General features: G+C 41.6%; 15 protein-coding genes. 6 read left to right on the forward strand and 9 right to left on the reverse strand.

Annotated elements, in window-relative coordinates; all coding sequences use genetic code 11:
- Positions 1-471: 471 nt before the first annotated feature.
- A complete protein-coding gene (locus V7K73_RS14905; protein ID WP_334881191.1) occupies positions 472-1,332 on the forward strand; it encodes a TauD/TfdA dioxygenase family protein in 861 nt (286 codons plus the stop codon).
- A gap of 60 nt (positions 1,333-1,392) precedes the next feature.
- On the opposite strand, the gene V7K73_RS14910 is transcribed toward V7K73_RS14905, so the two are convergent.
- A complete protein-coding gene (locus tag V7K73_RS14910) occupies positions 1,393-3,528 on the reverse strand; it encodes a serine/threonine-protein kinase (RefSeq protein ID WP_334881193.1) in 2,136 nt (711 codons plus the stop codon).
- Between the two features lie 57 nt (positions 3,529-3,585).
- Positions 3,586-5,274, reverse strand: coding sequence for a serine/threonine-protein kinase (locus V7K73_RS14915; RefSeq protein WP_334881195.1), 1,689 nt, complete (start codon positions 5,272-5,274; stop codon positions 3,586-3,588).
- 197 nt (positions 5,275-5,471) lie between these two features.
- Here V7K73_RS14915 and V7K73_RS14920 point away from each other — a divergent pair, with 197 nt between their 5' ends.
- The gene (locus tag V7K73_RS14920; protein ID WP_334881197.1) at positions 5,472-6,995 is read left to right on the forward strand and encodes a phenylacetate--CoA ligase family protein; all 1,524 of its coding nucleotides are present in this window, start codon (positions 5,472-5,474) and stop codon (positions 6,993-6,995) included.
- Between the two features lie 651 nt (positions 6,996-7,646).
- On the opposite strand, the gene V7K73_RS14925 is transcribed toward V7K73_RS14920, so the two are convergent.
- Entirely contained in the window at positions 7,647-8,390 is a 744-nt protein-coding gene (locus V7K73_RS14925) for a PEP-CTERM sorting domain-containing protein (RefSeq protein ID WP_334881199.1), read from the reverse strand.
- Positions 8,391-9,107: 717 nt separating this feature from the next.
- Between V7K73_RS14925 and fni the strand changes: the two genes are divergently transcribed.
- Positions 9,108-10,157, forward strand: a complete 1,050-nt coding sequence (gene fni, locus V7K73_RS14930) for a type 2 isopentenyl-diphosphate Delta-isomerase (RefSeq protein WP_334881201.1) — start codon at positions 9,108-9,110, stop codon at positions 10,155-10,157.
- A 68-nt stretch (positions 10,158-10,225) separates the two neighbouring features.
- Positions 10,226-12,061 carry a signal peptide peptidase SppA gene (gene sppA, locus V7K73_RS14935; RefSeq protein ID WP_334881203.1) on the forward strand — a complete coding sequence of 612 codons (1,836 nt, stop codon included), beginning with the start codon at positions 10,226-10,228 and terminating at the stop codon, positions 12,059-12,061.
- A gap of 321 nt (positions 12,062-12,382) precedes the next feature.
- On the opposite strand, the gene V7K73_RS29880 is transcribed toward sppA, so the two are convergent.
- Positions 12,383-12,679: a hypothetical protein gene (locus V7K73_RS29880; protein ID WP_442936765.1), complete on the reverse strand. Its 297-nt coding sequence runs from the start codon at positions 12,677-12,679 to the stop codon at positions 12,383-12,385.
- Positions 12,680-12,805: 126 nt separating this feature from the next.
- Entirely contained in the window at positions 12,806-13,015 is a 210-nt protein-coding gene (locus V7K73_RS14945) for a hypothetical protein (protein WP_094352741.1), read from the reverse strand.
- Positions 13,016-13,382: 367 nt separating this feature from the next.
- Between V7K73_RS14945 and V7K73_RS14950 the strand changes: the two genes are divergently transcribed.
- Positions 13,383-14,432: an adenosine deaminase gene (locus V7K73_RS14950; RefSeq protein ID WP_334881205.1), complete on the forward strand. Its 1,050-nt coding sequence runs from the start codon at positions 13,383-13,385 to the stop codon at positions 14,430-14,432.
- Positions 14,433-14,738: 306 nt separating this feature from the next.
- On the opposite strand, the gene V7K73_RS14955 is transcribed toward V7K73_RS14950, so the two are convergent.
- Positions 14,739-15,395 carry a hypothetical protein gene (locus V7K73_RS14955; protein ID WP_334881207.1) on the reverse strand — a complete coding sequence of 219 codons (657 nt, stop codon included), beginning with the start codon at positions 15,393-15,395 and terminating at the stop codon, positions 14,739-14,741.
- 214 nt (positions 15,396-15,609) lie between these two features.
- Here V7K73_RS14955 and mutL point away from each other — a divergent pair, with 214 nt between their 5' ends.
- Entirely contained in the window at positions 15,610-17,292 is a 1,683-nt protein-coding gene (gene mutL / locus V7K73_RS14960; protein ID WP_334881209.1) for a DNA mismatch repair endonuclease MutL, read from the forward strand.
- 190 nt (positions 17,293-17,482) lie between these two features.
- Here the strand turns inward: mutL and V7K73_RS14965 are convergent, their stop codons facing one another.
- From V7K73_RS14965 to V7K73_RS14975, 3 genes are all read right to left on the reverse strand, one after another.
- Positions 17,483-18,034, reverse strand: coding sequence for a Uma2 family endonuclease (locus tag V7K73_RS14965; RefSeq protein ID WP_334881211.1), 552 nt, complete (start codon positions 18,032-18,034; stop codon positions 17,483-17,485).
- 170 nt (positions 18,035-18,204) lie between these two features.
- Positions 18,205-18,387, reverse strand: a complete 183-nt coding sequence (locus V7K73_RS14970) for a CsbD family protein (RefSeq protein WP_334881213.1) — start codon at positions 18,385-18,387, stop codon at positions 18,205-18,207.
- A 649-nt stretch (positions 18,388-19,036) separates the two neighbouring features.
- Positions 19,037-19,576: a Dps family protein gene (locus V7K73_RS14975; protein ID WP_334881215.1), complete on the reverse strand. Its 540-nt coding sequence runs from the start codon at positions 19,574-19,576 to the stop codon at positions 19,037-19,039.
- Positions 19,577-19,846 lie beyond the last annotated feature (270 nt).

The following is a 19,846-nucleotide window of genomic DNA, read 5'->3' on the forward strand; positions in this document are numbered from 1 at the left end:
GCCGAACCAACCGATGTAAATCCGGTTGTTGGTGCTGGTGATCCACTCACAGAATCGATCCCATACGTTGGCGCTTGAGCGCTGTTGTAAGGTTGTTGTCATTGTTTTATAAATGCGATTATTTGTGAATAAATTAGGTAGGTTTCACTACCTGTTACATATCTTAAATAGTTTATTGCGTTTTGTAAAGTACTTTCAGAAAAAAATTTTCTCTTGGGATTTACGCACCCAAAGTGGAAAATCCCCAACTCACTGAAAAAAGGGAGGATCTGCGTAATCAACAGTAGCGATGAGAGCGATATCTACGACTACCCACTTTTATCATCTAGGTGCTTTGTTGCGAAAACTCCCATACTTGCTCTAGTAGAACATTTTTCTACTTGCAAACTTTCTTAGGTAAGATACTAGTACACAACTTTTTTATCTACACTGATTGTTTATATAATTTGCTCCAAAAATAATTGCATAGCAATGACTCCAATAACTAAACACCAATCAAGACTCGGAGTTGAAGTCCTACGGGGTTGCAATCTTAGCTACCTCACAGATATAGAGTCGCGTCAATTAAAGGAATCACTTTGGAAACACGGCGTTGTGGTAGTTAGACAGCAACACCTCACTGCAAAGCAGTTGGAAGAATTTTCCAGGAAGACCTTTGGTGATTTCATGTTTGGCTATTCCAAAACCAAAACATTAGATCCCGATATTAGTCCAGACTTGCAAAGCCAAGGTGTGTATGTCTTGGGTAATCCCAAGGGACTGAATCAAACACCAGTAGAGAAGTTTGCTTGGGAATGGCATCATGATAAGGATGGCGTCCCTCGCACAGAGGGACTGGATATGAATGCATTATATGTTGTCATGCTTTATGGTGTGGAAGTGCCTCCCGAAGGTGTAAATGGGCAGCCCCATACTACAGAGTTTCTGGACATGATAGAGGCTTATAATAACCTAGATCATCAACATCAGCAGCAGTTGGAGCAGATGTCGATGTATCACTCACCACCAATGTTTTCTAAGAGTACCGATGATGTACCAAAGAAAGTGCATCCGATTGTGTCTACTCACAAAGTCACTGGTAAAAAGGGATTATATCTAGGTTCGGACACTGCGATCGCAGTTGGTATGGAAGATAGACCAGAGGAAGCAAAACGTTTCTGGCAGGATTTGTTTGCGACTGTTCTAGACTGTACACCAGTCTATTCACATGTTTGGCAGCCAGGAGATATTATTTTTTGGGACAACTCCCAGGTGATGCACAGGGGTACACCCTATGATGCAACGAAATACAAGCGAATTGCGTTGCGTTTAGGGGTCGTGGACAAGGGATAATTTGAGGCAGGGGGAGAATTTTGGAAGTTGCTAAATCATCCTGCAACTATGCAACGCCCTTTACTGAGGTGCTGTCTGTGGCGTTGGTGTCGATGTAGGAGTAGGGGTTTCTGTGGGAGTTGGTGTTGGTGTTGGCGTTGGTGTTGGCGTTGGCGTGGGCGCTGGTGTTTCCGTGGGCGCTAGTTTTACTGTGGGCGTTGGTGTTGGCGATGGGGGAGGGGTGGGATTTTCTGCTGTAATGCTGAGTTGATAATCTACTGGTTTCGATGCTTTGGAAACGACGACAAACTCGTAAAATCCGTTTTCTGGTAATTTAGTTGACAAACTTCGCTCTTTAGAATCTTCTAAAAATTTAATTTTGCCAGAGGGTGAATAGACTGATAACAAAACTTGGGAATTTGCTTGTAGCTTCAATTCCAAAGATTGCTCTTTGGCAAGTCCAGCAATAAATACTTTACCACCACCAGGTTGAAGACTACCGTTGACTGTTTTGCTGATAGCGCCCGGATCAAAAACAAGTTTCTGGAAAGCGCTACCGTCGAGGATAGCACTGAGTCGATCGCTAACAAATCCGTACCAAACTTGTCCAATGGGCTGATCTCGAAAATCTTTACCGCGCTGTTCAGGGAATACACTTAAGAAAGCTGCATCTCCCAAATCATACAAAGAACGACTACCAACGTTTATTTTGTTGACTTCTACTTTCCAACGATCGCGTTCAGCACTTGTATAAGTTCCCAGTTGTTGGCGGGCATTGGAACTCAGTAGCGCTAATTTTTCCAGCAATTCTGAGGCTGTTTTATCCCATTCTGCCCGTAAACTCTCATCTTCTTGTCCATCGCTGAGAGTGCGTCCTCGTAAACTGGGATTTCTGTCCCAAAAAACTTGATTCACTAATTTCACGTAAAAATTAGAGTTAATGCCCAACTGTTGACGGCGATCGCTTAATCTTTCTTTACGTTCCCGTTCGGCTGGTGAATATTGCGCTAAAGGATCGGTTGGGGTCGGGCTGGCTGTAGGATTAGGTTTGTCCCCTATATTGTGGTTGCTATTGAGTCCCCACCAAAGTAATCCAACAGTAGCGGCTACTACCACCGCCACTAGGAAGGTTTTTGTTGGTGTCCACCAGGAGGGAGGAGGCGATGAGGGGAATGAGGGGGATGGGGGAGGGGGGGAGACCGCGACGGTGGCGGCTGTGGGTTGGGGTGGGGTGGGGTATTGAGTTGGGGGATTAGCTCTTGGCGGGTTGAGGGCTTGGAGTACTTGACGGACTGATTGATAGCGATCGCTTGGTCTGGCAGATAACATTTTATCTAATACCTGTGCCAAAGTTTGACTCACGCTTACTTCCCGTCGCCACTCCCAGGTAAGGTTGTAGGTATCAATTAATTCTTGGGGTTGTTTGCCTGTCAGTAAAACCAACATTGTTGCGGCCATTGCATACAAGTCGCTGTGGGGAGATACTAACCCAGTTTGCATTTGTTCTGGGGGCGCAAATCCTATTTTACCTAATAGGGTTGGTGATGGAGAAGATGCAACTACGCCGGGTTGATAATATTGGGAAGCTACAGTTGCTACTACTTGTTTGACACCGCCAAAATCAATTAACATTGGCAGTTTGTCAACAGTCCGAAGCATTAAGTTATCTGGAGATATATCTCGATGAATAACGCCTATGGAGTGGATATATTCCAATACTGGCAAAATTGAAAGCAACAATTGGCGCACTTCTACTTCTGTAAAGCGTAAACCTTGCTGTAGTCGGGTATTTAACAACGAGTTATAAGTTTCCCCTTCCACATAATCTTGCACCAAAAACAAATATTCTTTCCCCCCTAAGTTCATGCGAAGCAGTTCCCGGAAGCGGGGAATTTGGGGATGTTGCAGTTTATAAAGAACACTAGCTTCTCTCTCAAACAGTTCTTCAGCTTTTTGAACTACGTAAGCAGTTTGAACTTGGGGGGAAAATTCTTTTAAGACACAAAGTTCGCGGAAACGGTTGACATCTTCAGCTAAATAAGTCCGTCCAAAGCCACCCTGGCCAATTTGACGCACAATCACATAGCGATCGCCTAAAGTGAGTCCCGGTTGGATACTATAACTTATGGGCGTATCCAACAACTTTTCACCACACTGGAGACAAAAGCGACTACCTGGGGAATTTTCATGTCCTTGAGAACAATATATTTTAGTCATTTGTTATTTGTCATTTGTCATTTGTTATTAGTGACTCTTCCCCAGTCCCCAGTCCCTTTACTTGTCAGATTGTACTTTACTGACTTGATCGGCTGCGATCGCATACCAAATTTGACCGAAAGTCTGTTGATTGAGTTTCCCACGATCCTGATCGGGAAACAACCGATCAAATTTTTCATTTGTGTCTTTGGTCAGTTGATCAATTGTATAGTTCCCAAACTGCCCTGATCGCGCAAGTCGTCTCCATGTTGTATAATCTTTTTGACTATATTTACCCAATTTCCGACGAACTGCTGTACTGAGGTCAGCCTGTTCTATTTTATTCAATAAATCGTCAGCGATACCAGACCATTCATCTCGTAAACCAGCGTCTTCAGATTTAGATGTTAGGCTACGTCCCTTTAATTCTGGTTTTTTTGTATAAAATAAATCATCTACAAAGGGAGTAAAAAATCCTTCAGTAATTTCTAGCTGTTGACGACGATTGATAATTTCCTGAAGATTGCGATTTTTTCCTTTGTCGCTGGCTGGTTTACCGATTGGATTTGGGAATTGTGGAATTTGCGGTAATGAGATTGAGGGAATAGTAATTGAAGATACGCTGCGAATGACTGCATTTCCCACCGCCACAGTTAATCCAACTAAAGCTGTTCCCCCTAAACTCATCACAAAAGGGCGAATCCAAACAGGCCAAGATATCGGTTTCGCTATCGCTTGCGTCTTATTCTGGAATCTACTCACAACAGCAGCAGCGTGTTGTCTTCCCGGAGCAACTACCATCGTCTTAATCTTGGTGGTAATATAATTACCTGTGGATTTAGTCGCAGTTGGTGATGGTAAATCTTTGAGGATTTGCTCGGCTCGTTGATAGCGATCGCTCGGTTTATAAGCCAGCATCTTTTTTAACACCGCTTCTAGTTGCTGACTCACTCTAATTTCCTTTCCCCATGCCCAAATTCCCTGATAGCTATCGTATAATTTCTGCGGCTCTTTCCCGGTGAGCAACACCAGTAATGTCACCGCTAAAGAATATAAATCACTACTAAAAAATGCTTTTCCCTGCCGTAACTGTTCTTCTGGTGCGTAGCCCTTTTTACCCAGCAAAGTGTTATTTCCAACCAACTTAGTCCGCCAAAAACCTTGAGAAGCTGGCAATTGCTTGACACCACCAAAATCAATCAGCACTGGGAGATTATCAGAACGCCGCCAAATTAAATTATCAGGAGAGATATCACGGTGAACTACATCTCGTGAGTGGATGTAGGATAACACGGGTAAAATATGTTGCAGTAAGGTGATTACTTCCTCTTCACTAAAGGTTTTTCCTTGACTCTGGCGCTGTTCTAATAATTGGTAATAATTATCACCATCCACATAATCTTGCACTAGAAAGAAAAAATCTTTAGTGCCTATTTTCACTTGTAGGGAGGCGTGAAAACGCGGTATCTGTGGATGCTGGAGTGTTTTCAGGACATTTGCTTCTCGTTCAAATAACTCTTTAGCTTTTTGTAAATCTTGTTTTTCTTCTACTTGGGGTGCAAATTCCTTCAGCACACAACTTTGATGGGATTTAGTTATATCCTCCGCTAAATAGGTGCGTCCAAAGCCACCCTGTCCTAAATGACGGATAATTTGATAGCGATTATCCACCATCTGTCCCACAGCAAGAGGTAATGGTTCACCACAATGGGTGCAAAAGCGGTTCCCACCATTATTTGTGTGTTGTTTACTGCAATAGAGCTGCATGGTGCCCAAGGATAAATTAAGGTTTTATTGAATGACTACAACGCGCATACCCTCATTTTCGGATATCCTACGAATTACGAATTACGAATTACGAATTACGAATTACGAATTACGAATTACGAATTACGAATTACGAATTACGAATTACGAATTATTTTAACGGTGTTGGTTCTACTTTAGGATAAATAACAAGTGTCATGAACTGCAAATCAAGACAGCAGCAAGTAATTAAAGCATTTGAAGATTTTTTATCTACCCCCCTAGAAACGGTATTGCAACGGCATCTCAACACTCAAACTTCGGCAGCTTTGAGTTTATTTCACGATGTGGCGGCGAATGTACCAGCCTATAAGGCGTTTTTAGCAGAAAGGGAAATTAATCCCGCGACTATTCAAACATTAGAGGAGTTTCAAAAATTACCAGCGATCGCTAAACAAAATTATATACTGCGTTATCCTTTAGCTGACTTGTGCCGCAACGGACAACTCCAAGAGTGTGATATGATAGCTGCTTCTTCGGGTTCCAGTGGGAAACCGACATTTTGGCCTCGTTTTTTCACAGATGAACTCCAAATCGCCACACGTTTTGAACAGATTTTTCACGATAGTTTTTATTCAGATACCAGACGTACCCTAGCAGTGATTTGTTTCACTTTAGGCAGTTGGGTAGGTGGAATATTTACTACTAATTGCTGTCGTTATCTTGCTAGCAAAGGTTATCTCATCACTGTAATTACTCCTGGTAACAACAAAGAAGAAATCTTGCGAGTTGTCCAAGAACTAGGTTCAGCATTTGAACAAGTGGTGTTATTGGGATACCCGCCATTTTTAAAAGATGTGATTGATACTGGTATCGCTCGTGGTGTGGAGTGGCAGCAATATCAGATTAAGTTAGTTATGGCAGGAGAAGTATTTAGTGAAGAATGGCGGAGTTTAGTTGGCGAAAGAGTTGGTTCACAAAATCCTTGCTATGATTTTGCATCACTTTACGGAACTGCGGATGCAGGAGTTTTGGGCAATGAAACACCGCTAAGTATCTGTATTCGCCGTTTTTTGGCAAAAAATCCTGATGCCGCTAGAGCTTTATTTGGGGAATCGCGTTTACCCACATTAGTACAGTATGATCCTTGCAGTCGCTTTTTTGAAGTTCAAGATGGCGGATTGCTGTTTTCTGGAGATAACGGTATTCCCTTATTACGTTATGACATCTTGGATACTGGCGGAATAATTAGTTATGATGCCATGCTGCAATTTTTAGCAAAATGGGGATTTAACCCGCTTGAAAATCTCTGTTCTGAGACTCAACAATCACTTAGAGGTATTCATCAGCTACCTTTCGTTTATGTCTTCGGGCGTTCTAACTTTACAGTTTCTTACTTTGGCGCAAATATCTATCCAGAAAATGTGACGGTGGGATTAGAGCAACCAGTAATTCAAGAATGGGTGACAGGTAAATTCGTGTTGCAGGTGCAGGAAGATGCAGACAAAAACCGATTTTTATCTGTAGTTGTGGAATTAGCACCAGGGGTAGAGGGTAGTGAAGATCAAAGACTTGCGATCGCATCTTCTATTCTTTCACAATTGCTACGCCTCAATAGCGAGTTTTCTAATTATGTTCCCCCAGAATATCAAACATTACAAGTTACATTAGCCCCAATGGGTGATTTTGAATATTTCCCCATTGGGGTGAAACATCGTTATACCCGTCAACATAATTCGTAATTGATAATCACGCTCTCTATGAGACGCTGTACCTAGCTTGCTTCTCCGTAGGAGTATGCAAACTCGCTAACTTAATTCGTAGTTGTAATCAGTGTGGACTTGAAATAAAGAAGCTGATTGTTAACGACTGAATCAAATATCTCACTGGAGGCTTGTACCCATTTAATTACTAATTCGTAACCACGCTCCTGCATCGTTACGAATTAGTAATTATTTGGTTATACCAAGTTTGGCTGATTACTTAGGGACTTCCAAGAAATAAATTATCCAAATAAACGTAGACGCTGCATCGGCCGCACTCTAGCACTCCAGACACAGAGAACACACACACAGGAAAAACACAGAACACACACACAGGAGAAACAGAGAGTTCTTGCGTCAGTTTTGGAACATTTTTTTATTTGGAAGTCCCTTACAGCAGATTTGAAGTTGGGTGTTGTATACAAGCTAAGTCTCAAAGCCAGATATAAAGCCTGTTTTACTTTCCAATTCTGACCAGAGAAGACAGGAAACGTCTCCAGCTTTGTATAATAACTATCAATGTAGGTTGGGTTGAACGGCAGTCAAAGCCAACATGAACAGGGATAAAATGTTGGGTTTCGTTTCTCAAGCCAACCTACAGATGTTATAAGTGTTTAACCAAAGCTGATATTATACCACCAGTGATTTCTTAGAAGCATTGCGCTTTTTCAAAGTAACTAATCCTAGACCAGCTAACACGATTCCGGTAATTGCACTTGGTTCTGGAACAGCTGTTACCAACTTCACATCATCAATATAAGCACCGTAAGTATCTAATGGTCCATTATAGTTAAATTGCACGCGTGATAGTCCACTAGTAGCCTTGAAAGTCTTAGTAAAGATTGACCAAGCAGTATCTGATCCACCAGCACCATCAGAAATAGTCTGCTTGAAGATGTTACCAGGATTGCTGACATCACCAACTAAGATATCAAAAATATTCTGTTCTGCGGCTGTATTTGGACGAGCAGAATAGGCAAAAGATAAAGTATAATTTTGCCCTGCTACAGTTGTAACATCTTGGTAGAAACCCAAGGGGTTTTGTGCAGAAAATTTATTTGGATCGTAATTATGACTATCCAACTCAGCTAGGTTTGAACCAGCATAAGGAGTGCCAGCTATACCATGTTGAACTTCAATTTGACCGTTTGGTGTTGCACTCCAACCGTTGATTTTAGAGTAGGTTTGCCAACCACTAGTCAGTTGAGCTTGAGAAGTACCAGACAAAGTTGTATCTTCAAAACTACCATTAACGAGTAGGTTAACTGGGGAAGCTACTATTGAAGCGGCAGAAGCTGGTGCTTGGCTGATACCTACGCATGAAAAAATAACTAATGCTGCACGAATTGATAAAGATTGGAGAGATAATTTCATAATGAATTGTTAGATGGTTGAAAGATGATGTTAATACTTAGACCAAAAAGATTAAATTAAAAACGCTAGGTTTTTATTTTTTTCTGTCACTTCTAAACTTTAGTTTCTTCCGTATAAACAAGCAAGGATAAACCGAATGTGTTTACCAATTTTTATTGTAAAAACGGGTTTTATTAATTTGTTTATGAACTTCAATGTCAAATCCCAAAGACTCGTATAAATACTGAGGTCGGTAGGCTTACTTAAAGTGTAATTACTCACACGAGAATCAAACGCAAGAAACTTTCAAAGAATCAAGGCAACCATCATACTGAAGCTGAAGAGTTATTTAAAAGGATTTTCAAATTAAAAAACATCTAAAAATCTCATAGAACGGGAGCATCCCGTCAGGTGCAAAAACTTTGTGTTTGCCCTCATCCCCTAACCCCGAATCCCTTCATATGGGATTCGGGGAACTAGAATTATGTCTCCCCTCTGCCAAACATGGGATTCGGGGAACTAGAATTATGTCTCCCCTCTTCCAAACATGGGAGAGGGGCTGGGGGTGAGGGAAAAGATTTAAGCCAAAATTGGGATGCTCCCATAGAACAATCCTGTCTCTTCTTCATCTCTTTGTCTTCTCTGCGTCTGGAGTGGTTTGAATAAAATATTAAAAAGACGGTTGCAGACAATGTAACAATAGCGATCGCAAGCCAATACTTTTAGCCATACCCACCAGTGAACGCCCCTACCAACATCTCTGCACAAACTCAGAATCGCAAAGCCGATCACATTCGGATCTGTTTAGAGGAAGATGTTCAGTCTCATCAAATCACCAATGGACTGGAACGTTATCGCTTCATCCATTCTTGCTTACCCGAACTAAACTACAACGATATTGATATCAGTACAACTTTCCTGGGGAAACCCCTTGGCGCACCCTTGTTAATTTCTTCCATGACTGGCGGAACAGAACAAGCTGCCATCATTAATCAACGTTTAGCCCAAGTCGCGCAACACTACAAAATTGCAATGGGTGTCGGTTCCCAGCGCGTAGCAGTAGAAAAACCTCAAGTAGCTGATACTTTTGCTGTCCGCAAGTATGCGCCCGATGTTCTGCTATTTGCGAACTTGGGCGCTGTGCAACTTAACTATAAGTACGGCTTAGATGAATGTTTGCGGGTAGTTGATATCCTAGAAGCTGATGCCCTGATTTTACATATTAACCCTCTACAAGAGTGCATTCAACCCAAAGGTGATACTAATTTTAGAGGTTTGCTTGACAAAATATCTGATTTATGCAATAAACTGCCAGTACCAGTGATTGCGAAGGAAGTAGGTAACGGCATTTCAGCAGCGATCGCCAACAAACTAATCGCCGCCGGAGTAGCAGCAATTGATGTCGCTGGTGCGGGTGGTACTTCTTGGGCAAAAGTAGAAAGCGAACGGGCAGAAAACCCATTGCAACGTCGCTTAGGGAGGACTTTTGCCGATTGGGGTTTACCGACAGCAGAGTGTATTACAACTATTAGAGCGAACGCTCAAGATGTGCCTTTAATTGCTTCGGGAGGTTTGCGTCATGGATTGGATATTGCAGCTGCGATCGCCTTGGGAGCAGATATAGCTGGTTTAGCAATGCCTTTTTTGCAAGCAGCAGCAACATCAGAGACAGCAGTTGCAGAACTCGCTGAAGTATTAATTGCCGAAATCACCACTGTATTATTCTGCACTGGCAACGCCAACTTGTATCAGTTAAAGCATTCTGATAGTTTACAGCGCATAGAATAAGTAAATAGGTCATTTGTCATTTGTAAATGTCCAATTACCAATTCCCAATTCCCAATAACTAATAACTAATGCGTAATTTTATCAAACAAACTTTTGCTAGTTTAATTGGCACCTTACTAGGACTAATTATTTTCGGTGGTCTAGGAACCACTGGATTGTTCTTGTTGATATTGGCTGCTACCTCCTCTAAAGATATTGGGCCGAATGTGAAAGATAAGTCAATGCTGGTTTTTGACTTGTCAATGAAAATTACTGATAGCGAACCTAGTTCAGACGAACTGTTTCAAAACACAATATCAGGTGTGGATGACGATAGGATGGCACTCCGCAAAGTTGTGGAAACTTTGGAAAAGGCGCGGCGCGATCCGCGAATTGTCGGGATCTATTTAGATGCAACAAGCACAAGCGAAGCTGGTAATGTCGGTTATGCCTCCCTAAAAGAAATTCGGAAAGCGTTGGAGGAGTTTCGCGCTTCTGGGAAAAAGATTGTTGCTTATGGCAGCGATTGGAGTAAAAAAGAATATTACCTTAGTTCAGTGGCAGATTCCATTGTACTTAATCCTTTGGGAATGATGGAAATCAACGGCTTGAGTTCGCAACCGATGTTCTTAGCGGGTGCATTGCAGAAATATGGCATTGGTGTTCAAGTCGTGCGGGTGGGGAAATTTAAGGGGGCTGTAGAACCGTTTATCCTCAAAAAGTTGAGTCCCGAAAACCGCGAACAAACTCAGAAATTGTTGGATGATGTTTGGGGAGAGTGGCGCACTACTGTAGGTGCAAGTCGAAAAATTGAACCTAACCAGTTGCAAGCGATCGCAGATAGTCAGGCGCTACTAGAAGCTACAGAAGCCAAAACTAGCGGTTTAGTCGATCAAATACAATACCCCGATGAAGTGGTAGCTGACTTGAAAAAGTTGACAGATAGCGATAAAAACGACAAAACATTCCGACAAATTAGCCTGAATAGCTATGCAGAAGTTTCTGGCAAATCTTTGGGCGTAGAACGTAGTTCAAAAAATGAAATTGCCGTTGTTTATGCTGAGGGCGAGATTGTCGATGGTAAAGGAGAAGATGGGCAAGTAGGAGGCGATCGCTTTGCCAAAATCTTCAAGAAAATCCGACAAGATAAGGATGTAAAAGCTGTTGTATTACGAATTAATAGTCCTGGTGGTAGCGCTACCGCAGCCGAAGTCATGCAGCGAGAGGTGAAATTAACTCGTGAAGTAAAACCGGTTGTAGTGTCAATGGGTGATGTAGCCGCCTCTGGTGGTTATTGGATTGCTAGCGACTCTAACCGCATTTTTGCCGAACCAAATACTATTACAGGTTCAATAGGTGTATTTGGGCTGCTGTTCAATGGTGCAAAGCTAGCGAGTGATAACGGCATCACCTGGGATTCGGTAAAAACTGCAACTTATGCTGATAGTCAAACAGTTTCGCGTCCGAAATCGCCTCAAGAGTTGGCACTTTATCAACGTAGTGTGAACCGAATTTATGATATGTTTTTGAATAAAGTTTCTCAAGGTCGGAAACTCCCAGAACAAAAAGTTGCAGAAATTGCTCAAGGAAGGGTTTGGTCTGGTGTGGCCGCAAAAGAAATTGGTTTGGTGGATGAAATTGGTGGTTTGAATAGTGCGATCGCATACACTGCCAAACAGGCGAAACTAGGAGAAGACTGGGAAGTGCAAGAATATCCTCGCACTAACAGTTTCGGCGAACGCTTTTTTGGACGTGGAACACAAGAGGTGCGGACTGCTTTAGGAATTGAGGGGGCGCAACTCAAACAATCCAATCCCCTCACCAATGAATTCCAAAAGTTGCAACAGGAAATCGGACTTCTGCAAAAAATGAACGATCCACAGGGGGTTTACGCCCGTTTGCCTTTCAACTTGAAGATTGAGTAAATGCTTTTTTGAGCATCGAATTACCCAAAACAAAAACCTCACCCTGTGCCAATACGGTTCGGTTAAGGTTTAAGCAGTGTTGTATAGAGAGATATGGAGCGTCTCAATTTTTGCTCCAACTTTTTTGTGTATCGGTTTTTTGGAGGGAAATTTAGCTCTAGTTTTTTTAACAACTCGCGGGTTACTTCTTCCTTCGCGTGGTATCTGTTGGTCAATAATTTCTGTCACTAGCCAGGTTAAAAAAAAGGTATTTCTTTTGGCTCAATACGTTGAAACTTCGGGATAGCACGGCGCACCACATTCTTTCTTTCCTAGTAAAAGTTAATCGTAAAGGAGAAATTTGAGCGATGGCTTCGCCAAAGCCAAGGGCGAACGCACAGCCCAATGGCCTAGAAGCCAACGATGACTTATCACTTCAGACCCTATTTTTTGCCGTGCTTCGGTAATTGATGATTTGTATGGTACTGGCCAGTACTGCCCGACTCTCACCCAAACTTCGCTTAACCCATCCACTAGGTTTTTCAGCACGCGGATGAACATAATATCAGTTTTCTCAAAAATTTTCGCCTGCACTGCTATAGTGTGATGGCGTTTTTCTGGAAAATCATCCAGCCACAATTAAAAAATTTGTATGTGCGACGCCGAATAGCCCAACCCAGGCATCGCACCTTTAAAATAACTATATCCAGCTTGAGGCTGGACAATAGCTAGAGATATTTTTGAGATTCAATGTTTACTTGATTTTTAACTTACTAAATCAACCAAGGCATTGCTCTGAAAGCGGACTATAGATGAAACTGAGCAACCGCGATAATTCTCAGAGGTGAATACTGATAGTGTGATATTAGCTTGACCGGGATCTAATATGCGTTTTACCTTGCAGGTTTGCATTTTATTATTGCAGTAAGCAATAATGCGATCGCCAGCCTTTACTTCCAACGCTTGAATTTTCAATTAATACCAACCTTGCCAGGAATTTGCTTCGTTAAAGGAAAAATATATTGCTATATTTCAGTTTCTTCAACAATAGCAATGTTTATTTAAATATAACACAAAAATTAAAGTATTTCATCGTATCAATTTAATCTTGATAATGTCAAGTTTATTTATGCTCAAAACGCTATATAAATGCTGGATTTTCAGAAAATAAGCATAAAATCCCGACCTTCGCGCAGCCTCTAGGCCGGAAGCCTTATTTAAAAAATCCAGATAGTGGGAAACCTCCCATGCAATTTCTCTGGAGCTAAATTTTTTCGAGTCCAGATTTTTTACTTCTATGTTTTTGTTACAATTAATGAAATTTTTACCTAAAAATACCATTATGTCTTTATATGCTGAATTACATAGACATCTGGGCGGCTCGGTCGTACCAAGAGTTCTATGGCGATATTTCGAGCGACATTCTTCGGAGTTGATTTCTGGCTTTGCTGACTATTCACAATTTGAAGATTTTTACACCCGTCCACGCAATACCCTGGATGAGTATCTAGAATTACACACCTTGGTAGAAAGTGTGCAAACTGTTGAAACTTTACCTTACTTTATCTATCGCTTGGTGCGGGGTGCTTACATCTTTGAAAATTTGGCTTATCTGGAACTGCGCTATACTCCCTATTTGCGGACACCTGAGCATCTAAGTCAATCCGAAAGAATTGACAAGATGGCAGAAATTGTCCAAGTAGTAGGGCTTGCTAGCAACCAGCCAGAATATCCGATTGTTACTAGCCAAATTCTCTGTATGCACACGCGCCTACCTTATGAGGTGAACAAGGCGATTGTTGATTTAGCGGCGCAAAATAAGCAGTATGTCTGTGCAGTAGATGTAGCCGGGGGTGATAGCTATTATGCCGATCGCTTAGAAGAATGGATTAGCTTATATGATTATGCGCGATCGCAGGGCGTTAACACCACTGGACATCTATATGAAACCACTGCTGGCTGTTACCCCGAACTGTTACCCTATCTCATGCGAATCGGTCACGGCATCCAAATTCCCCTACTATATCCAGAGTTACTTAATGATGTAGCTAGACGCGGACAGTGTTTAGAAGTTTGCCCCACAACTTACCTGAAAACTGGTACTTTACAGGATATACGTCAACTCAAATTAGTTTTTGACCGTTGTTTTGATGCTGGGGTAGATATCGCTATCTGTACTGATAATGCTGGATTGCACAATGTGCGTCTGCCATTTGAATATGAAAATCTCTTGACTTACGACATTATTAATTTTGCACAATTACAAGCTTGTCAGGATGCAGCTTTCCGTCATGCTTTTGCTTGGCCTTACACTCAACGTCCTGCATCCCTGTTGAATGGGTTACTGAAACCGGAACCACCTAAAATTTTGGCGACAAGGGATAGTAATTAACCACCATCTAGAGGTAAGCAGAAAATCAGATGATTTAATGTTAATTAATGTTGCAATCAGTAAGTTTTTTTGATGCTCTAAAGTTGTACTAAATTGTCAAAATCCTCTAAACTTCACCAAAACAAGTAAGATTTTCTTGTAAAATCTAATTAATGTCGAAAACCAAGGCTTAAATATAAAACCTCACCCTGCCTCCGGCTTCCCTCTGCGAACTCACGGAGAGGGATTGAGTGTGAGGTTTTATCTTGTGTTTAATTACGCCTACTTACTTTATATTTTGTTAATATTGTTTGTAAATGCCATAATTCACCCACTAGCTAAAAGGTAACGTCTACGTAAGATAAAACCAATCCCAATTACACATATACCGAATAGTGTTGCGTTAGTTCTTGGTTCTGGAGTTTTTTGCCGTGTCTGGAAGGAACCACTCAAAAAAGCTTGACCAATCAATGGAGCAGTTGGAGCTTGATCGAGTGGCTCAATTTCACTAAAGTTTAATATGCCTGTAGCACCCGTAAACCTGCCTGCACCACCAGTAATTGTTATAGTACCAGAACCTACTAATTTGCGGTTGATAAAGTCGAATGAAGCAGTAGCGCTACTGCTGCCAAATAGTTTATCATCGCCACTGCCAAAAAACTCATCTCTGCCGATTGGCAAGCCTTGTAAACCAAATTTTGCTGGGTCTTGCAAGAATACCAGATTACCAGTATTGGGATCAGTTCGGCTGTAGTTATTTATGCTTGAAAAGTTACTCAGACCGTAAGGAGCATCAGAATTAAAGCCGGAGACAAATGCTTTTGATACGTCGGTCGATGCGATAGGTGTAAGAGTGACTTCCGTGTTGTATACTACATCAAATGGATAAATAGTCTGGGCGATCGCTTTTGTCGGACTCGCACCCACACTAATTAAAGACAAAACTAGCCCAACAAGACATATACCATACGATCGCAGTGTCATTTCAAGACCTCTACTATAATGACAACGAGCAGAATCTTTGTGCTATGAGCTAGAGAATCAATTTTCTAGCTAATAAGCCTAGAATACCAATTTGTAATTCTTAGTTCGCCATAAATGCTACCACGTCAGCGAGAAAAATTTCTTCTAAATTCGCTTCCTCATCTCGCTCAACTTCCCCACTTACCATGCACCCAGAAGCTATAAACTATAATTTATGGCATCTACTATTCAAGCTCTACCAACAGAAGTCGTATATCTCATTACAGCTGGTGAGGTAATCGACTCTTTAGCTTCTGTGGTGCGGGAATTGGTAGAAAATTCCTTAGACGCAGGTGCGACGCGAATTGTGGTTTCTTTATGGCCGCAACAATGGCGAATTCGTGTTGCAGACAATGGTTGTGGAATGAACCTAGATGATTTGCAACAAGCAGCCACAGCCCACAGCACCAGTAAAATTCGCTCTAGTGCCGATTTATGGAAAATTAACAGTTTGGGGTTTCGTGGTGAGGCGTTACATAGCTTAACGACTTTGGCAGATTTAGAAATTTTGAGTCGTCCTGTGGGTGGAAAATTAGGATGGCGGATTAGCTATGGCGATGGCGGGGAAGTTGGGCAAGTTGAAGTAACTGCGATCGCACCTGGTACAGTAGTGACAGTTTCTCATCTTTTCGGTAATTGCTCATCTCGTCGTCAGGGATTGCCCACAGCAGCACAGCAAATGAAAGCTGTGCAAGCGACAATTCACCAAATCGCCCTGTGTCATCCCCACATCACCTGGAAAGTTTGCCAAAATGACCGTCAATGGTTCACCATATCTCCAGCAGCCACAACTGGGCAACTACTATCGCAGATTTTACCCCAAGTCCGACAAGGTGACTTGCAAGAAATCAAACTCGAAATACCCAACCCTCTAAACTCCTCACCCCTAACTCCTAACTCCGCACTAAATTTAGTGGTAGGATTACCCGATCGCACTCATCGTCATCGTCCAGATTGGGTACGTGTAGCCATTAACGGACGCATGGTTAAAACACTAGAACTAGAGCAAACAATATTATCAGCATTTCACAGAACATTACCACGCGATCGCTATCCAATTTGTTTCTTACATCTTGCCATTTCCCCCGGTCAAATTAACTGGAATCGCAATCCAGCAAAAACAGAAATTTACCTCAACGAAATCATTTATTGGCAAGAGCAAATTACCCAAGCAATTAACCAAGCACTCAGCATTTCTTCTAACAATCTCAAAGAAGCTGTCCACACAACACGAGTGAGTAAATTACTCAAAGCCGCAGAAGCCAAAGGCGGCTACAATTTCAATCCTCAAAATCCTAACAAAAATCTCAAAACTCCTAACTCCTTAAAAGCTGTCGCTCAAGTTAGCAACACCTATATTGTGGCGGAACATCCAAATGGTATGTGGTTAGTCGAACAGCACATTGCCCATGAGCGAGTTTTGTATGAGCAATTGTTTGATAATTGGCAACTTGTCCCCATCGAACCGCCAATCATTCTTTATCAATTGTCGCCAGCGCAAGTATCGCAACTGCAACGCATCAGTTTAGAAATAGAACCCTTTGGCGAACAACTTTGGGCTGTGCGAAACATCCCCGCACCTTTGCAGCAGCGAGACGACTGTGCAGAAGCAATTTTAGAACTTAGTTGGGGAGGCGATTTACAAACAGCCCAAGTCGCTGTCGCCTGTCGCAGTGCCATTCGTAATGGTACACCCATGAATCAACAAGAAATGCAGACACTTTTAGATAATTGGCAACGCACTCGCAACCCTCGCACCTGTCCCCACGGACGCCCAATTTATCTATCTTTAGAAGAATCAGCTTTAGCGCGGTTTTTCCGGCGTAATTGGGTAATTGGTAAAAGTCACGGAATTTGATATTTTTATTTTAACTAGTTCCGTGGGTTTAAGTCCCCCGGTTCTAAAATCGGTAAGTAATGCGATTGGGGTTAAATCCCCATTACAAAACAAAATTGACGTACAGCCCAAAAGCCCATGAAAACCGCGCAGCGTGCCGGAGGCTCTATTACGAATTACGAATTACGAATTACGAATTATTTTAATTATCTTAACTGTTAATAATCTGTTCCACCGCAACAGAAATATCTGGAAATGCTAGCGGTTGAATTGTTCCCGCAGTCAATGTTAGTTTTGTCGCGTACTCTCCGTCTAAGATTTCTCGAAACACCACTAAGTGTAGCTTTTTGAGATTGACAACCCAATACTCTAAAATACCTGCTTCTGCGTAGATTTTGCTTTTTCTCTCTAAATCTTTTTCTAAACTGGAGTTAGCATACTCAATCAACCAGAAAATATTTTCTGGATAGGGATGATGCTCTCGATACTCGCGTCCTAAACGTTGGACAATGGCAATATCTGGTTCTGGTTCCGAGTCGTTGGGTAATGTGATAGGCTTGGCATGACGAATTTTGGCGCGTTCAGCCAATAACTCTGCTAGATACTCACCAGATTCATCACTACAATAAGCGTGGGGTTCCCCTTCCGGCGACATTTCGACAATTTCTCCCTTAAGTAATTCTACTTTGCGATCGCTCAAAATCCCAGCATCAATCATGCGGTGATATTCGTCAATCGTCCACTTTGCAACAATAACAGTCATGACGATTGATTCCTCCCAATGATTATTGATATTTTCTCATCTTAAACGTATTTCAAAAGAAGCCGACACAAAAACTCCACTTTCTCAAAGTAAGTGGAGTAATTAATGTTAGACTATGAGTAGTGAATCATCACTAGTCTAGTATTTCTATTTACACTGCAAAATCTAAATTAATCTAAAGCCTTCTTAAGTTCGTCTTTAATGTTTTCTACAGTGTGAGCAACTTGTGCTTCCGCTTGCTTTGTTTGTCCTTCAGTTTTATCTTGTGGATTCCCGGTTATTTCGCCCACAACCTCTTGAATTTTGCCTTCAATATTTTTTGCAGTAGCTTCTACTCTTTTTTCGACACTCATGGTTTTTATTTCCAGCTTGTAGTTGATTAAGCTATTACAAAAACTAACAGTAGTGTATTATTTTCGACTTCCATCAACAGATACAACAATTTAGTAGATTATGTATCTTAAGATAGATACGGGGTACGACAGAATACCCAACTTAAAAAATATGAAAATATTATAAATTCGCAGTGTCTAGATCCCCGATTTCTTTGAAAAATCGGGGATCTAACTTTTCACGAAGAATTTAAGGCCGCTATATGCAGCTTCATAGAGAATTAGTATAAGTGACAACAAAACGCCAAAAAAATGTATGGATAAGTGAGATTAATCACATCATTCGAGCTACTTGCAAAGGTATATTATCTTGTTTTTGTTAGGACTTACGCAAAATATTTCTCAAACTCTTATTTTTCCGTGTCGCGCCAGTTGCTTCTCCCAAGGGGAGACGCTGCGCGAACAAGTCTCTTAACCCGCAAGGGCGCACTGGCTTCTCTGCGCCTAATAAGGTTCGTTATTCCGTAACTTTTGCGTAAGTCCTATTTGTAATGAATATGGTAAATAGGTAGATGCAGACAGATTAATTTTTTCACACCAGTTAGAAGGAGAAATCAATCCTCCTTCTAACTGGTTTCATAGACAACTATCTCTACTCAGACGTTATGAGCTACACACCTACAGGAGTTTTAGCCCCTTCTGCTGGCTGTCTACCATCTGGGCCTAGTGCTTCGCCTTCAATGAATGAGCGTAGCATCCAAGCCATTTCTTCATGCTGTTCCATCAGCCCAGTCAGAAAGTCAGCAGTTCCCTGATCGTGGAACTGTTCACCAGACTGATCTACATGGTCTCTTAAGTTACGAATAACCTGCTCGTGATCGTTGACTAGATTAGATACCATCCCCGTTGCTGTGGGAACATTACCAGCATGTTCCTTGAGGCTAGCAATCTTGAGAAATCCTTCCATTGTGCCAACAGGATAACCACCCAAAGCACGCGTCCGCTCTGCCAAAGCATCAATATTTAGAGTCAGGGTTTGGTAGTGTTCTTCCCAAAGCTGGTGCAAAGAGCGGAACTGAGGCCCAACGACATCCCAGTGATACTTTTTGGTTTTCACCAACAGTAGATAAGCATCTGCCAAATCTTGGTTTAACAGATTAATTACACCTTGACGCTGTTCTTCAGTCAAACCAATGTTTATCGAACGCATTGTTTTCCATCCCTAAGCAAACTTATTTATTAACTTCTCAAATTTTAGACAGATTCCACATCAACCAAAGGTAACATTTTCGGTTGAAATTAATTACTATATTTATAATTATGCCTATGTCTTAATAGGTAGTAGTAAGCCAAGATTCTAGTAATTAGCGAACTTTATTGATTTTTTCGATTACAACAATAAAATATACTAAATATAATTATTAATTAAGATATCTTTAACCAAAACTATGCAACGCGTATTTTACCATAAATGCTTAGG

Source organism: Nostoc sp., assembly GCF_036916975.1.
Lineage (GTDB): Bacteria > Cyanobacteriota > Cyanobacteriia > Cyanobacteriales > Nostocaceae > Nostoc.

Excerpts from the sequence above, each read along its gene's own strand:
- V7K73_RS14955 (WP_334881207.1), bottom strand. The coding sequence starts at position 15,395 with ATGACACTGCGATCGTATGGTATATGTCTTGTTGGGCTAGTTTTGTCT.
- V7K73_RS14950 (WP_334881205.1), top strand. The coding sequence starts at position 13,383 with ATGTCTTTATATGCTGAATTACATAGACATCTGGGCGGCTCGGTCGTA.
- V7K73_RS14910 (WP_334881193.1), bottom strand. The coding sequence starts at position 3,528 with ATGACTAAAATATATTGTTCTCAAGGACATGAAAATTCCCCAGGTAGT.
- V7K73_RS14915 (WP_334881195.1), bottom strand. The coding sequence starts at position 5,274 with ATGCAGCTCTATTGCAGTAAACAACACACAAATAATGGTGGGAACCGC.
- V7K73_RS14965 (WP_334881211.1), bottom strand. The coding sequence starts at position 18,034 with ATGACTGTTATTGTTGCAAAGTGGACGATTGACGAATATCACCGCATG.
- V7K73_RS14970 (WP_334881213.1), bottom strand. The coding sequence starts at position 18,387 with ATGAGTGTCGAAAAAAGAGTAGAAGCTACTGCAAAAAATATTGAAGGC.
- V7K73_RS14920 (WP_334881197.1), top strand. The coding sequence starts at position 5,472 with ATGAACTGCAAATCAAGACAGCAGCAAGTAATTAAAGCATTTGAAGAT.
- V7K73_RS14925 (WP_334881199.1), bottom strand. The coding sequence starts at position 8,390 with ATGAAATTATCTCTCCAATCTTTATCAATTCGTGCAGCATTAGTTATT.
- mutL (WP_334881209.1), top strand. The coding sequence starts at position 15,610 with ATGGCATCTACTATTCAAGCTCTACCAACAGAAGTCGTATATCTCATT.
- sppA (WP_334881203.1), top strand. The coding sequence starts at position 10,226 with ATGCGTAATTTTATCAAACAAACTTTTGCTAGTTTAATTGGCACCTTA.
- V7K73_RS14905 (WP_334881191.1), top strand. The coding sequence starts at position 472 with ATGACTCCAATAACTAAACACCAATCAAGACTCGGAGTTGAAGTCCTA.
- V7K73_RS14975 (WP_334881215.1), bottom strand. The coding sequence starts at position 19,576 with ATGCGTTCGATAAACATTGGTTTGACTGAAGAACAGCGTCAAGGTGTA.